9 protein-coding genes and 2 tRNA genes are annotated in these 14,567 nt (G+C 54.0%); 8 read left to right on the forward strand and 3 right to left on the reverse strand.

Annotation, left to right across the window (positions count from 1 at the left end):
• Window positions 1-141 precede the first annotated feature (141 nt).
• Complete coding sequence (locus ACYVGU_RS03610; RefSeq protein ID WP_460620935.1) at window positions 142-948, forward strand: SDR family oxidoreductase; 807 nt, start codon at window positions 142-144, stop codon at window positions 946-948.
• A gap of 79 nt (window positions 949-1,027) precedes the next feature.
• Here the strand turns inward: ACYVGU_RS03610 and ACYVGU_RS03615 are convergent, their stop codons facing one another.
• Window positions 1,028-1,744 (reverse strand): SH3 domain-containing protein, encoded by a 717-nt coding sequence (locus tag ACYVGU_RS03615; protein WP_460620936.1) that lies wholly within the window; start codon window positions 1,742-1,744, stop codon window positions 1,028-1,030.
• 77 nt (window positions 1,745-1,821) lie between these two features.
• Here ACYVGU_RS03615 and ACYVGU_RS03620 point away from each other — a divergent pair.
• The 5 genes from ACYVGU_RS03620 to asnA all read left to right on the forward strand — a co-directional run bounded on the left by ACYVGU_RS03620 (window position 1,822) and on the right by asnA (window position 5,767).
• A tRNA-Lys gene (locus ACYVGU_RS03620) sits at window positions 1,822-1,897 on the forward strand.
• A 312-nt stretch (window positions 1,898-2,209) separates the two neighbouring features.
• Window positions 2,210-2,285, forward strand: a tRNA-Lys gene (locus ACYVGU_RS03625).
• A 171-nt stretch (window positions 2,286-2,456) separates the two neighbouring features.
• Entirely contained in the window at window positions 2,457-3,278 is an 822-nt protein-coding gene (locus ACYVGU_RS03630) for an SDR family oxidoreductase (protein WP_460612425.1), read from the forward strand.
• Between the two features lie 340 nt (window positions 3,279-3,618).
• Window positions 3,619-4,335 (forward strand): PD-(D/E)XK nuclease-like domain-containing protein, encoded by a 717-nt coding sequence (locus tag ACYVGU_RS03635; RefSeq protein ID WP_460620937.1) that lies wholly within the window; start codon window positions 3,619-3,621, stop codon window positions 4,333-4,335.
• A 424-nt stretch (window positions 4,336-4,759) separates the two neighbouring features.
• Entirely contained in the window at window positions 4,760-5,767 is a 1,008-nt protein-coding gene (gene asnA / locus ACYVGU_RS03640; protein WP_460620938.1) for an aspartate--ammonia ligase, read from the forward strand.
• A gap of 196 nt (window positions 5,768-5,963) precedes the next feature.
• Here asnA and ACYVGU_RS03645 read toward each other — a convergent pair whose 3' ends face one another.
• Window positions 5,964-7,277 (reverse strand): flavin monoamine oxidase family protein, encoded by a 1,314-nt coding sequence (locus tag ACYVGU_RS03645; protein ID WP_460620939.1) that lies wholly within the window; start codon window positions 7,275-7,277, stop codon window positions 5,964-5,966.
• 123 nt (window positions 7,278-7,400) lie between these two features.
• Complete coding sequence (locus ACYVGU_RS03650) at window positions 7,401-9,761, reverse strand: glycosyltransferase (protein WP_460620940.1); 2,361 nt, start codon at window positions 9,759-9,761, stop codon at window positions 7,401-7,403.
• A gap of 244 nt (window positions 9,762-10,005) precedes the next feature.
• On the opposite strand from ACYVGU_RS03650, the gene ACYVGU_RS03655 reads away from it, so the two are divergent.
• Both ACYVGU_RS03655 and ACYVGU_RS03660 read left to right on the forward strand, forming a co-directional pair.
• A complete protein-coding gene (locus ACYVGU_RS03655) occupies window positions 10,006-11,322 on the forward strand; it encodes a glycoside hydrolase family 2 TIM barrel-domain containing protein (protein ID WP_460620941.1) in 1,317 nt (438 codons plus the stop codon).
• 529 nt (window positions 11,323-11,851) lie between these two features.
• Complete coding sequence (locus ACYVGU_RS03660; RefSeq protein WP_460620942.1) at window positions 11,852-13,903, forward strand: hypothetical protein; 2,052 nt, start codon at window positions 11,852-11,854, stop codon at window positions 13,901-13,903.
• Window positions 13,904-14,567: the final 664 nt, after the last annotated feature.

Below are 14,567 nucleotides of genomic sequence, written 5' to 3' on the forward strand. Positions count from 1 at the left end.
GGTCTGGTGGCCCTGTGCAGATGATGTGTTGAGGGCTTTTTCACACAGCTGAGGCTACTGCATGGGTGAGTAAAGTCTGGCTGAAATACCTGTAGTTTTGTGGGCTGCCGGCTGCGGCAGGATGGTAGTTAATCTTCTCTCATGAAAAATAAAGTAGTACTTATTACGGGTGGTACTTCTGGCATTGGCCGGGCAACGGCCCTAGCGTTTGGACAGGCGGGTGCCCGCGTGGCCATCACGGGCCGCGACGAGGCTCGCCTACAGGAAACCGGTCAGGAACTGGCCCGGCTAGGAGTGCAGTACCTGACTATTCGGGCTGATGTGGGGGTAGAGGTCGATTCGGAGCGGGCCGTGCAGGAAACAGTGGCGGCTTTTGGCGGCCTCGATGTGCTCATCAACAACGCGGGCATTAGTATGCGCGCCTTATTTCGGGATGCTGACCTGGAGGTAATCCGGCGCCTGATGCAAACCAACTTTTTTGGTACGGTGTACGCCACCAAGTTTGCGCTACCCTACATTACGAAGGCCAAAGGCTCCATTGTAGGCATCAGCAGTATTGCCGGCTACCGCGGCTTGCCCGGCCGCACGGGCTACTCAGCCTCTAAGTTTGCGATGCACGGCTTCCTGGAGGCCTTGCGCACCGAACTCTTGCCGCAGGGCGTACACGTACTGCTGGCCTGCCCGGGCTTTACGGCTTCCAATATTCGGAATGTGGCCCTAGCTGCCGATGGATCTGCCCAAGGCGAGTCGCCGCGTAATGAGCAGAAAATGATGAGCAGCGAAGAGGTAGCTCAACACCTACTCAGCGCTATCCGGGAGCGCCGCCGCGACCTGGTACTAACCAGCCAAGGGAAATTGACGGTTTTCCTGAATAAGCTGCTGCCCAGCCTGGCCGATAAGCTGGTGCTGAATCATTTCCGGAAAGAGGAGCCTGATTTCAAGCTCTAATAGGCAATAGCCCAAGTGGAAACTAAAAGAGCGGTTCCTACCTAGGAGCCGCTCTTTTGGGTTAAGGAGAATTGAGTGCCTAGTCAACCAGCATTAGATCCGGGCGGCGGATATAGGCGTCGCGGCCTTGCCACTGCACTCGATACCAAATGTCCTGCTTGCCCCGGATTTCAAACCGGTCGCCGGCCGCAGCAGTAGTCAGCCAGGTTGCGCCCGCGCTCGGTCCGGCCATCAAGGGGGCCCGTGGCCTGGCCACCAATCCCACCTTGCTAGGGCCCAGTAGGTTGACGAAAGCGGCTACACTTACCAAATAAATCCCATAGGCCGTCCACCAGGCGCGGTCGGCGGTGCGGCGGCGCACTAATAACAAGGTGCCTGCCGCTACTGCGGCTGCCAACATACCCTGCAACAACCGATAATAGTACCGTTGCGCCGTAATGGCCAGGTGTTGCCGCCACGTATCAGGGTAGCCTGTAAGCCGGTGCTCCTGAGCTAATACCACCATTTTACGCCACGTATCCTGGCGTGGCTGCCACGCGTGGGCTACACTCAGGTAGTAAAGCGCCGCTGGGTAATGCCCTAGTCCTTCCTGTATGTAGGCCATGCGCAAGAGCTGTTGCACCGATTGAATTCCGGCCCTTTCGCGCACCTGGCGGTACAACGGGTAGGCTTCCTCTACCTGTCCGGCGACAAACAAGGAATCGGCTTTCGCAAGCTGTGGAGTAACTTTTTGGGCCTGAATGGGTTGGCCGACAACCAGCAGAAGCAGAAAAAAAAGGTGGGCTTTTTTTAACAAAACAGTTGCACGGTTAGATTTGGGCCTCTACTTTTGTGCCACAATCAGCGAAAAAAGTTCGCCGTTGCAAAGAAAACGATTCTGTAGCTCAGCTGGTAGAGCAATACACTTTTAATGTATGGGTCCTGGGTTCGAATCCCAGCGGGATCACCAAAAGCCTCGCCTCACCGGCGGGGCTTTTTTGTTGCCCTACAGGCAGATACGTCATCTGGTTAACTCAACACTTTTCTGCGGAAAGTAACCTGGCGCTAGCTTACTGGAGTATTGGGCACCAAGTTTAGTCCGAGACGGCTTATGATGCTAAAGAAGCTAGTAACTGTAAAAATATTGTCTTTGAAAGTGAGCGAGTTACCGTAAATAGATGAGCCAAACCGGGTAAAACCGTTGAGGTGAGTTGCAATTATAGACTTCGCCTTCTACTTTTGCACTCCCTTCTGAAAAGCATCACGCTTCTGGTCGGGACCTGATTCTGTAGCTCAGCTGGTAGAGCAATACACTTTTAATGTATGGGTCCTGGGTTCGAATCCCAGCGGGATCACCAAAAGCCTCGCCTCACCGGCGGGGCTTTTTTGTTGCCCTACAAGCTAGGAGCGAGGGTAAGTAGCCGAATAGCGAGGGGGTAGGAGTAGATAGCAAGCAATGCTTTTGTAACCAAAGGGAGGGTTTACCAGTCTAGAAAGGCAGCGTCTTGTCCATTATACTTCCTGCTTCTATGGCTAACTCCCCAACTACTTCCCAACGTCTGTTAAACCAAATTGCCCTTATCACGGGTGGTAGCTCCGGTATTGGGGCCGGCGTAGCGAAAGCCATGGCGGCAGAAGGCGCTACGGTGGTAGTCAATTATGCTAGCAGCGCTGATGAAGCAGAAGCAGTAGTTGCCGAAATCAAGCAGGCCGGAGGGAAAGCCATCCATATTCAGGCTGATGTAAGCAAGGAGCAGGATGTACTGCGCATGTTCGACCAGATTCGCCAGGAGTTCGGGACGTTACATATCCTAGTCAATAACTCTGGCATTCAGCAGGACGCGGAATTCCTGGATATGACATTAGAGCAGTGGCAGCGGGTGATTGACGTTAACCTGACCGGGCAGTTTCTCTGCGCCCGGGAGGCCGCGCGCGAGTTTGTGCGGCGCGGCCCACAGCCGGAAATTTCAAAGGCTACGGGTAAAATACTGTGCATGAGTTCTGTGCACGAAGTAATTCCGTGGGCTGGGCACGTTAATTATGCCACGAGCAAGGGCGGCATCATGCAGCTAATGAAGAGTATGGCTCAGGAACTGGCCCCGCATAAAATCCGAGTGAACAGCATCGGGCCAGGGGCCATCAAAACGCCCATTAACGAGGAAGCCTGGGCTACGCCAGACGCCGCCAAGAAGCTCCTGACATTGATTCCGTACAACCGCATCGGCGAGCCGTCGGATATTGGGCAGGTGGCCGTGTGGCTGGCCTCCGATGAAGCCGATTATGTAACAGGTACCACCATTTTCGCTGATGGCGGCATGACCCTGTATCCGGGTTTTGCTGATAATGGTTAGGTTGAAAGCGGCTGACAACCTCATTTGTCCGGTATCGAAGCCAACTAGTGGCACTTCTTACCGGTTTAGCCACTGATGCTACCTAGTAACTGCAAATCTCAGAAGGCTGCAGGATTGTCGAGCGGAAGAATATGAGATGACCTGGGATTACCAGCAAAAACCGAACAGGGGCCTGCCAGTCAGCGGTAAGCCGGGCTGCCGGTGCTGCCTTTTTGCTAGCTATTGCCTTCCAGCGAAACCGTGGGGTAGGAGCATTCTGTAAAAATGCGTATACTCCCTCATTCAAACTTCTGCTTTGTATTTTCCGGAGCTTTTTACCAAGCTCCGCTGTTCTTTCTTTGTGACTGATTCCATTGCTACTGCCCCGCGTCCTGATCTGCTGCGCATCGCGTACGACGATTACCGCGCCCTGCCCGCTATTGCCAATTCCGACCTTTCTCGCCTGCGCGATGCCTTGAATGGCCGCCCTCCGCGGCCGCATAACAGCATAGGTGGCGCCTTAGGTTTAGGCACTGCCTTCCATACTGCCTTGCTGGAGCCTGACCTCTACGAAGCCGGCCAGCCCGGCATCAACGACACCCTGATCTGGTGGATGGTGGATGGTGTGAAGCTTAACCCGGAGGTAAACGCGCTGCTGGAGCAGGGCACTCCGGAGCCTAGTTGTGTTTTCACGGAGCCTATTACCAATACGCTGTGCAAGCTGCGCGCCGATCTGGTCATTGATCAGCCTGGGCAACCTTATACCATTGTGGATTTCAAGACCACTATGGCCCGCGACCATAACCACTTTGTGGAGCAGTGCACCCAGTATGATTACGACCGCCAAGCTGCCTTTTATGCCGATGCGCTGCACGCCGACCGTTTCCTGCTGATTGGGGTACAGAAGACAGAGCCCTTCAAGGTGTTCGTGTATGAGGTGCCGCCGTTTATGCGCAATGAGGGCCGCGCCAAATATCTGCGCCTGCTCAAGCTGCTACAGCCAGAGTCGGCCGTGCCGCACTCCGTATTGCAAGCCGTGCGTGAAGTGCGTGAGGCATTAAATGGCAGTGAAGAATAAAATCAGCCCCAGCGCCCCAATACTGCCGATTGATAAATTAATTACCGATTTTAATTGGATAACTAATTATCGTCGTTTATACTTGCATAAATCTGACGCACATCTGACTTCGCAAATGCGTATTTTTCGCAATAATCTTCTGAATAATAACTCGAATAATAATCTTATTCGAGGCAGGAAGGCTATTGCTCCTTAGGAGAAACGGAAAATCACTACTTGATATTCCTTTTGAAAGCCTTCCGTAGTTCGGAAGGCTTTTTTTGTGCCTACACAGCTGGGTTGCCCACTTCGAAACCCTAGCGACTTTGTAATTCTCACGACACAAATTGATTTCCTAAAATTCAAAAACTCCCGACGGGGAGAGGGGAATTTGTGTGCCTTTTTGAAAATAAAATCTTTCTACAAACAGTAAATACTAATTGCCATGAGCGCGCAGGAATTATTAAAAACAGAGGAAGCAATCAGTTTTGTAAAAGAGGTTTTTACGAAAGAACTGACCATGGAATTGCACCTCAGCAAAGTCTCGTCGCCGATTGCCGTGCTAGATGGCACGGGTATCAACGACGACCTGAACGGCATTGAGCGTCCGGTTGCTTTTCCAATTAAATCCCTGGATGAGCGCCGGGCCGTGGTGGTGCACTCCCTGGCCAAATGGAAGCGGGTGCGCCTACAGGAGCTGGGCATTGAGGCCGGCCGCGGGCTGCTGACGGACATGCGCGCCCTGCGCCCCGATGAGGACTATTCACCCATTCACTCCATTTATGTAGATCAGTGGGATTGGGAAAAGCACATCAGTGCCGAACAGCGTACCACCGAGTTTCTGAAGGCCACCGTTGAGCGCATTTATGATGCTTTGCGCACCACAGAAGCCCGCGTAGTGGCGGAGTACCCGGAAATCACGCCGGTTTTGCCGGGTAAAATCACGTTTCTGCACGCTGAGGATTTGCTCCGACAATATCCCACGCTTACCGCCAAGGAGCGGGAGCACGAGGCTGTTAAGACCTATGGTGCCGTATTCCTGATCGGGATTGGGGGAGAGCTGAGCCATGGGGAGCCGCACGATGGCCGCGCCCCTGACTACGACGACTGGAGCACCGAAACGGCCCAGGGCTACCGCGGCCTCAACGGCGACATTCTGTTGTGGCATCCGGTGCTGCAAACTTCATTCGAGGTGTCTTCAATGGGTATTCGGGTAGATAAGCACGCACTGGTACGCCAGCTTGCCTTGCGGGGCTGCGAGGACCGGCAGGAGCTTTCATTTCATGCACGGTTGCTGAAAGATGAACTGCCCCAGAGCATTGGCGGTGGCATTGGGCAAAGCCGGGTGTGCATGTTTATGCTGCGCAAAGGGCATATTGGCGAGGTGCAGGTAAGCATCTGGCCCGATGCAGTGCGCACAGAATTGGCTGAAAGTGGCGTAGCGTTGCTGTAAGCACTCAATTTGCTGCTGCAAACAGCACGGGCGGGGGAGCAGGTTTGGCGGCCGTAGCTTCTCCGCCTGCATTTTTGGTGGCCCACTGGGAAACAGTGCCGCACATCAACCGGAACTACCACAAGCTGGCCTAGGTCCTCAGTAGGCACCAACCCTGGCATCGTAGTAGGTGCTGGGGTTGGTGCCTACTGAGGACCTAGGAAGAGGAAGTTAATGCTAGAAGTTGCCGGGCTACGTCGGCGCCGCTGGCCAGTGCTGCTTCTACGGTACCGGTATAGGGGCCGTCGTACACGCCTTCGCCCGCAATAAACAGGGTGTCGGCCACGGAAGTAGCCAAGGCCGCGCGGGCTCCAGCAGCCCCAACGGTTGAGTAGGCATAGGCACCTAGCGCCAGCGGATCGGCGGCCCAGTTCACGATGCGCTGTCCCCGCAAATGCTGTCTTAAATAAGCTGAGGTTGAACCCAATACGTAAGCTAGGGAAGCCAGCGCTTCCGTGAGTAGTTCATCGTCAGAAGCGTGCTGGCGTTGCTGCGCATCGGGGCCGGCCAACCAGCCCGTCAGTACCGGCCGGCCGTCAGGCAGCTGACTCCACCAAGTAGGTATCGGCGCATCGGAAAACAGAAATGCCAGCTCCGGCAGGGGCTGGGCTACCTCTGCTGCTGCCTGCTCCCAAACGGGCGCATCAAATTCCAGCAACACCTTCAGCACAGGCCCGAACCCTAGGGCGCGCGCCGCAGCGCGGTGGGCCGGAAGCTCGGGCACCAGATGTAGGTAGCCGGGTTGGTTGGGTTGGGCTTGCCAGATGCCTAGCGGCACGGTGAGCACCACGTGCGCCGCCTGATACGTGCTGCCATCGGTAGTGTGCACCGTAACCAGTCCTGGCTGCCACCGGATTTCGCGCACCACCGTGCCTAACTGAATGTCACCTCCAGCCGCCTGGGTTTCCTGGGCCAGGCGCTCCATGAGGAGCCCGTAGCCGCCCTCAGGCCGCGGCGAGTCTTCGGCGCCACCCGCGCTCCACTCGTCGCGCAGGGCAAATGCGCTCACTCGGTCTGAATCGGCGGCATCATAGCCTTCCGCTAAGCGGCGCACTTGCTCTCGTAAGGCCTGGTGTTGGTCGCCGGGTAGGTGCTGAGCTAAGAACTCCGTAAGTGGCTGGTCGTGCTCGAGGGCGTACAGCTTCTCGAGTAACAGGGGCATATCATCCAGGAAGCTTTCCGAAATACGCGCTTGGCCGCGGCTAACCTCATAGTTGGTGCCCGTGGTGTCTTGCAGCTCGGTGTTGGCCTCCCGGAGCAGTTGCCGGGTCAGGGGCACTTCGCCATGCAGAAACTCAGCCCCACTTTCCACAGGCTTTGAAAAGCCTCCCTCTGATGAAGTATGAATGCGGCCGCCAACACGGTTGCGGCCTTCCAGCACGCGTACGCGGCGCCCGGCGCGGGCTAGGGTGCGGGCTGCCAGTAACCCGGCGGCACCCGCGCCTATAATAAGAATGTCTGATTCGGGCATAAAAAAATTACTACCCCCGACTAACGCCTCAACCAGTAAAATGTTAGGCAAGCGGGCACCAGCAGAACCGATTTACCGGCTCTACTAGCGCCTAGGCATGAAACTGATTTAAACCGCCAGCGCTTAATTTTTGCTTACCAAGTTTGCATTAAACCAGTTGCCCGTGGTGAGGAGCGGACGGCTTTTGTTCTGAGCGTCATCTGCAAACACGACTGCTTTTACCTCGGGGTATTGCTGGGTAAGCAGCTCCTTTTTTTGTGCGTTTGTACAACGGCTATCGGCTCCCAGCAGCATGACGGGCTTGTCGTGCAATGCTAAGTTCAGGGCAAACTCATGCCGGTACAGCTGGTAAGCAGCCAGAAAGTTAGGGGCCAAAGGCGACGCCTTTTCATAGTCTACAGCTACCCAATCGGTATAGTCTTTACCGGGGTAATGAGTCTGCACGGCATCGGGGCGAGGCGGAGTCCACACCCACACCACTTTAGTGATTTTGGCGGCCCGAAACTGTTTTACCAACCCGTGCCACGCCCTGCGGTATGCTTCTGCGGGCATGTCGGGCAGAAGTGGGCGCAATAGAATAGGGCGGTTTAGAGCACGAAGGGCTTGCGCTGTTTGCTGCCAGGCCAGCTTAGAGGCCGGAGTTACAGTCCAGTTGAGCAACGGCGTAATTTCCTGCTGTTGTAATGCGACTATCTCTCTGGTCGGGAGTTGATCCGTCATAGTAAGCCCCACAACATCTGGGGCGGTTTCTGAAGCGGACGACCCTAGTAAACGCTCCACTGAAAACGACGAAACCTGAACCGGGAATGCGTTCTGTTCAACGCCAGTATGCAATTTGTCGCCGCCATGCAGAACCCAAGCCGCCGACCCCAGGCTATTTGCCCGCTGGTCAGCATAATGTGCGGCGTCGATGCCGCTTACCAATACCAGGCTACTTGCCGCCAAGGAAACACCTAGCGTTTGGGTGCGCTGCGTCAGGGTATGCGTGATGCGGTGGCCTAGCTGCACCAACCAGTTCAAGGGCTTGTTTTTGAAGTCGTCTAGCACGGTTTGTACCCAGGTATGCTGGCCCATGCCAACCGCGGCCAGCAGAATGCCAGCATTGCAGGTAGCCAAGAAGGCCATCAGGCGGGAGTAGGGGCTCCAGTCAACCCGCCCAGCATATTTAACTGCCACAGCGCACAGCACAATGGCCAGAATATTAGGCAAGGAAATACGCAGTTCATTGCGCGTGTTGCCTTCTTTGGGCGTTGGGATGTAGGGCACGCGTACCCGCAGAAAGGTGTATACCAGCCCCAGCAGATACACCCACCAGGTGCCTACGCGCAGAATGCCGCCGGCCAAGTGCAGACCGGCTTCCTGTGGCTCGCGCAACCAGCGTTGTGCTTTGTAGCGAATCAGCAGGCTAATTACTAGCAGTGGAGCCAGATGCAGGGCAAAAGCATCGAGGGCTATGTGCCAAGGATATACTGAGAAAGCCAACGAAGCAATCGGAACACCTAGGTCAATAAGCGTAACCAAGCCCGATAGAAAGTACAGCGGGAGCGTGGCGTAATGTAGCCGCTGACGCCAGGAAAATCGGCCTATTAAGCGCGGGTACACCGTAAACAGCAGCTCAAAAGCACCACGTGCCCATTTCAGTTGCTGAGCATAAAACGCCCCCAACGTAGAGGGTACTAAGCCCCGGCTCAGCACCCGCGGCACGTACACCGATTGCCAGCCCTCAGCATGCAGCAGCATAGCCGTGTGCATATCTTCGGTCAGGCCGGCGGCGTGACCCCCAATGCTATCAAGGGCAGCCCGGCGGAAGGTACAGTTTGCCCCAATGGCCTGGGTGGTGTTATAGCTGTTCATCCCCATCATCAGGGGACCATAGAAATGGTAAGTCTGCTCGGCCGCACCCAACGCAACCAGGCTTTCGTCCTGATTACCGTAGGCTTGTACTACCTGCACGTAGCCCACTTTCGAGTTCGTGAAATAGGGTACCACATGATCCAGGAAATCTGGCGCCGGTACGTGGTCGGGGTCGAGGACCACGCACAACTCTCCGGTTGCCTGCTGCAAGGCATTATTGATATTACCGGCTTTGGCTTTGACCTTGTGCTGCCGTGTAACGTGTACCACGCCCAAGCGCTGGCAGACGGCCCGCAAATACGGGTCGTCGGCCTCGTCGCAGAGGTAACTGGTGTGCGGATAAGTAATGGCCTGCATGGCCTCCAGGGTCTCCACTATCATGGCATGAGGCTCCCCGGCGCAAAACGTAGTAAGCACATCTACCGAAAAAACAGGTAGTGGTCCGGCTGGCACTACGGGCTCCGTTACGTTCACATAGTGATACCATTCGTGCAACGTGCGCAGCAGCTTGAATCCCAACGAAACGGCCAGCAGCCAAAACAAAGGAGCATACCCAATGGGGTTTGAGGTAGCGAACCACACCACAAAATACAGCAGGCTTGCCAGCCCTAGGCCTACCAAAACCCGCATCTGCCGTACACCCACAGCATCACGTACTACAACACCTGCTGCCGTACTCCGATTAGCTTCTTGTGTCAAATGAAGTTTCTTTTCATAAGGCAAGCAGTGCTCGTTGCTCTCCAAAACATTTCTCCGCATACAACTTCAACTTGGCTTCTTGCCTAACGGGGACTATAAGGGTTTGCGTACGCTCAAAGTTCTAAGTTTTAATAATTTCTATTAAAACTTATATTTTTAACTACTGCATACTCCAATGCAAAAACCAACACTGCTTTTGTCAGGCATTTGCAAACGCCTAATACGGAATGCCTTACTTTCAGTTCTGACTATTTATCTGGCAGTAGGTTGCAACCCAAGAGAAGAACCTGAAAGCCAGTCGCCACCTGAAGGAGTTGTGCCTGTAAAACTGGTGCATACACCCCAAGGGTACCAACTCCTACGTGGAGGAAAGCCTTACTTTATTAAGGGAGGTGCCGGGTTGCAACGCTATGAACAGCTAAAAGCGGCCGGCGGAAACTCTGTCCGGTTATGGTCTGCTGACTATGCCGACGACCGAATGGCAGAAGCGCACCACCAAGGTTTAACTGTTATGCTGGGACTCTGGATGGAGCACGAGTCGAAGCATTTCGATTACTATAACAAAGAGCAAGTAGCCCAGCAGAAGGAGAAACTACGGCAGCAGGTGCTCAAATATCGGTACCACCCTGCGTTGCTTGCCTGGGATGTGGGCAATGAGATTAACCTGGAGTCCGCTAATCCTCATCTATATAAGGCAATAAATGATGTTGCCAGGATGCTCCATGAGCTAGACCCTTATCATCCTGTAACTACATCTCTTACTAGTACACTTGAAAATCTTGAGCGGGTAAAGCGCCTGTGTCCTGACCTAGATTTTGTGAGCATCAATGCCTTTGGAAACCTGACTGGCCTGCAACAAAGGCTACAGGCAAAGGCCTGGACCGGACCATATGCAGTAACGGAATTCGGGGCCAGAGGCTACTGGGAGTCGCGCAAAACGGGCTGGAAGGCGGCGTTCGAACAAAGCAGTACGGAAAAAGCATCGTTCACTCGTGAGCGGTATACTCAGGCCGTGCTGGGTAACCCAGCGACGTGTTTAGGTGCGTATGTCTTCTTCTGGGGCAATAAATATGAGTACACTTCAACCTGGTTTAGTTTGTTTGCCCCTACTGGCGAAAAAACAGAAACTGTGGATGTGATGCAGGAACTGTGGTCTGGGAAGGCACCGGGTAACTTGGCTCCTCGGATATCGGGTTTGTTGTTTGCGGAAGCTAGTGTGCGCAATGGCCGGCGTCTGGTACGTAATTCAGAGCATGAGGCTATGGTTTTGGTTTCTGACCCCGAAAATGACTCGCTCACAGTAGTTTGGGAAGTGTTTCCTGATATGAGGCAGAATACGGCTCCCGATGCGGTTGAGAACTGTGTGCAGGCTAGTGGTGTACAGGCCGTTATTAAGGCACCTCAGCAGCCAGGACCGTACCGGTTGGCAGTAACTGTATCAGATGGGAAGGGAAGTATAGCTACTGCCAACGTACCTTTTTACGTGCAATAGGCCTAGCCGCCCAAGGGCGGCCTATGTGCCCATGTGCGGCTGGCAAGCATACAAGCCGAGACGTTATTGCCAGATTAACTAATTAAGTGCCGTAACAGCATCTACCTTTATGTTAAATACAGTGTCTGAGGCAAAAATCATCACTCTTGTTAAAAGCATACTTCCTTTCTACCGTCGTGTTATGTAGGAAGTGTAACTTTTCTGATGATTAAATATTAAAAATAGATACTTAATCTCTTGGTTATATTGTAATTACTTATTTGGATAATTTGACTCTAGTAAGCCTTAATTGCGTTATAAATCTTTGAAAAACATTCATATTTTTATACTTCATCTCTTTTCATAGTATTGCAACTGTGTTCCAGACAGCTTCGTGATGCGTATGAGAATTGTACTTTTACTACTAGTATTTGTTTCTTGTTTAGTTAGTTCGTCCGTGGCACTGGCTACGACATATTACATTAGTCCGGTCGGAAATGATGCTGCCTCGGGAGTATCAGCTGCCACTGCCTGGCAAACAATTAGCCGAGTGAATGCAGCTCAGTTTCAGCCCGGCGACCGGATATTGTTTCAAGGGGGCGAAACCTTCACCGGGTCCCTTTGGCTCCAAAGCGGTGGTAGTGAAACAGCTCCCATCATCATTGGGTCATATGGTACCGGCTCGGCTACCATCAGCAGTGGCAACAGCCATGGCTTCTATGCTCCAGAAGTAGGTGGCATTGAGTTGCGTAGGTTGAAGTTTGTAGGATCCGGCCGCCTGACAAATGGTAACTCTGGGGTGATCTTTACTACTGACATAGCCGACAAGCGGTTGCGGCACATTGTGCTGGATAGCCTAGATGTGAGCGGCTACCTTCGGTCAGGCATTATTCTAGGCAGCTCTAAAGCCACCAGCGGCTACGATGAAGTGCTGATTACCAATTGCCAAGCCCATGCAAACGGGGAGGCTGGCATTTCCTCTTACAGCGCCTACCCCAAAATGAGCCACAAAGGCTGGTATGTGGGCAATTGCAAAGCCTATGACAATTCTGGCCGCAAAGACGTCACGAACACCCATACGGGAAGTGGAATTTTGCTGGCAGGTATCGATGGCGTATTGGTTGAGCAGTGTGAGGCATATAACAACGGCTGGCTCAACAGCAACCCAAGCGGTGGTCCAGTGGGTATCTGGGGCTGGCTGTGCAACAACCTTGTGATTCAGGACTGCGAATCGCACCACAACCGGTCGGGGCTGGCGCATGATGGCGGCGGATTTGACCTGGACGGTGGCTGCACCAACTCGGTGATGCAATACAACTACTCCCACGACAACGATGGCGCTGGGTATCTGTTGGCGCAATTCGGCGGGGCTCCGGCCATGCACGACCTTACCATCCGCTACAATATCAGCGAGAACGATGCCCGCCGCTATGGCCAAGGAGCCATTATGCTATGGTCATCGGGGGCAAACGGCGGTATCCAGCGGGCGTCCATTCACAACAACACGGTGTACCTGACGCCCGCCACCGATAACACGAAAGCCAAAGCGTTTTACCTTTCCAGCGGCGGCGTAAGTAACATTACTGTTCGCAACAACATTTTTCAAACCACCGGCGGTATTCCGCAGGTGCAAGCGTTGTCTACCAGCAACATTCAGTTCCAGGGTAATTGCTACTGGGGTACAGAGACGCCTTTAAACATTGAATGGGGCGGAACCATGTTTACTAGCCTCAGCGCTTGGCAAAGCGCTACCAGCCAGGAAAAAGTAGGCACGCGGGCAGTAGGAGTAAACCAAGATCCCGGCTTCATTAGCCCTGGTAGTGGCGGCACGCTCAGCGGTGCGCAAAACCGCTCCTTGCAAACCTCCTGGGATGCGTATAAGCTGCAGTCGGGCTCCACGGTTATTGGCAAGGGGCTAAACCTGCAGAGTGAGTTCAATACCTCGCCCGGCCCGCGTGACTTCTTTGGGACTGCTACGCCGGCTTCGGGGGTACTAGGGAATATTGGGGCGGTAGAACTGAGCTCGAGCACGGCGCCGCTGCCTGTTGGGCTACTTAGCTTTACCGCTGCTAGTCAGCAGAACGGTATTCTGCTGCGGTGGGCAACGGCCACTGAGTTTCAGAATGCCTACTTCGAGGTGCAGGTGAGCACTGACGGGCGCACGTTTCGGGCAGTGGGCAAGGTAGCCGGCCAGGGTAATGCAAATCAGCGCACTACCTACTCCTGGCTCGATAACCAGTCTGACTTTTCGGGCAACCTACTATACTACCGCCTAAAGCAGGCAGACGCGGATGAAACGGCCCACTATTCCTCCGTGCTAGCCGTGAACACCACCGGAACAGCAGCAAAGCTAGCCGTGCAGGCGTGGCCCAATCCGTTTCTGGAGGAAGTAAATCTGCAAATCAATTCTCAGGAAGGCGGTGCCGCCATCATCACCTGCACCAATGGCCTGGGGCGGATTGTACTGAACCGCTCAGTACAGGTGGAAAAAGGCGTTTCGGTTGTCTCGCTGCCGGAAGTAAGCCAGCTGCCGCTCGGGGTGTATGGCCTTTCGGTGCAGCAGGGTACGCAGCGCACCACCACCAAGCTAACTCGTCAGTAGAAAGTAGCAAGCCACCTAACTAATAACGGCCCCATTGCCGGCAACTACTAGGTAGCTGCTGTTAGCAATGGGGCCGTTGTCTGTTAGGTCGGGGAACCTAGTGAACTTACGGGCGAGGTATGCAGGGTTAATGCAAGGTTACCCAATTCGGGCCAGCCGGCAGTCCCATCGGATGAGCCTGCACAACCCGAGATGAAATCGTGGACAGGTCCTGGCAGTTGCGGAAGCGCACCATGTACTCTGGGGCCGCATCCGTTGGGAGCCGTTCCTGATCCAGGAACGGGCTACGGGCATCCTGCGCCACGCATTCCCAGCCCTGACACTGGCAACGACGGTAAATGGAAGCGGAACAACCCGGAACCAGCGCAAAATCCAAGCGACGGCCAGTAGGTACTAGAAGTAGGTGTAAAGGAGAAGTAGCCAGTGTTAGCATAGCAGGTGGTACAGGAGCGAGAGAAAAATTAGTTGCTGGTAGCTAACTAACTGGTGCTTAAACGCAAAGCCCGTTTCTTAGGATCCGGTATTTCTACTGATTTATGGCCCAGCTTCTACTGATTTACCTTATTATTTCTGGCTATTTATACTGAGTTGATTGTGTAATGCACTGTTAGATAAGGAGCTAACAGGTTCACGCTGAGGTAGTATAAAATCGCGCACTGCTCTT

Source organism: Hymenobacter tenuis, from assembly GCF_054780495.1.

What these genes read in the sequence shown, in the direction of transcription:
- ACYVGU_RS03610 (WP_460620935.1), top strand. Translation starts at nt 142, where the DNA reads ATGAAAAATAAAGTAGTACTTATTACGGGTGGTACTTCTGGCATTGGC.
- ACYVGU_RS03630 (WP_460612425.1), top strand. Translation starts at nt 2,457, where the DNA reads ATGGCTAACTCCCCAACTACTTCCCAACGTCTGTTAAACCAAATTGCC.
- asnA (WP_460620938.1), top strand. Translation starts at nt 4,760, where the DNA reads ATGAGCGCGCAGGAATTATTAAAAACAGAGGAAGCAATCAGTTTTGTA.
- ACYVGU_RS03645 (WP_460620939.1), bottom strand. Translation starts at nt 7,277, where the DNA reads ATGCCCGAATCAGACATTCTTATTATAGGCGCGGGTGCCGCCGGGTTA.
- ACYVGU_RS03650 (WP_460620940.1), bottom strand. Translation starts at nt 9,761, where the DNA reads ATGCGGGTTTTGGTAGGCCTAGGGCTGGCAAGCCTGCTGTATTTTGTG.
- ACYVGU_RS03655 (WP_460620941.1), top strand. Translation starts at nt 10,006, where the DNA reads ATGCAAAAACCAACACTGCTTTTGTCAGGCATTTGCAAACGCCTAATA.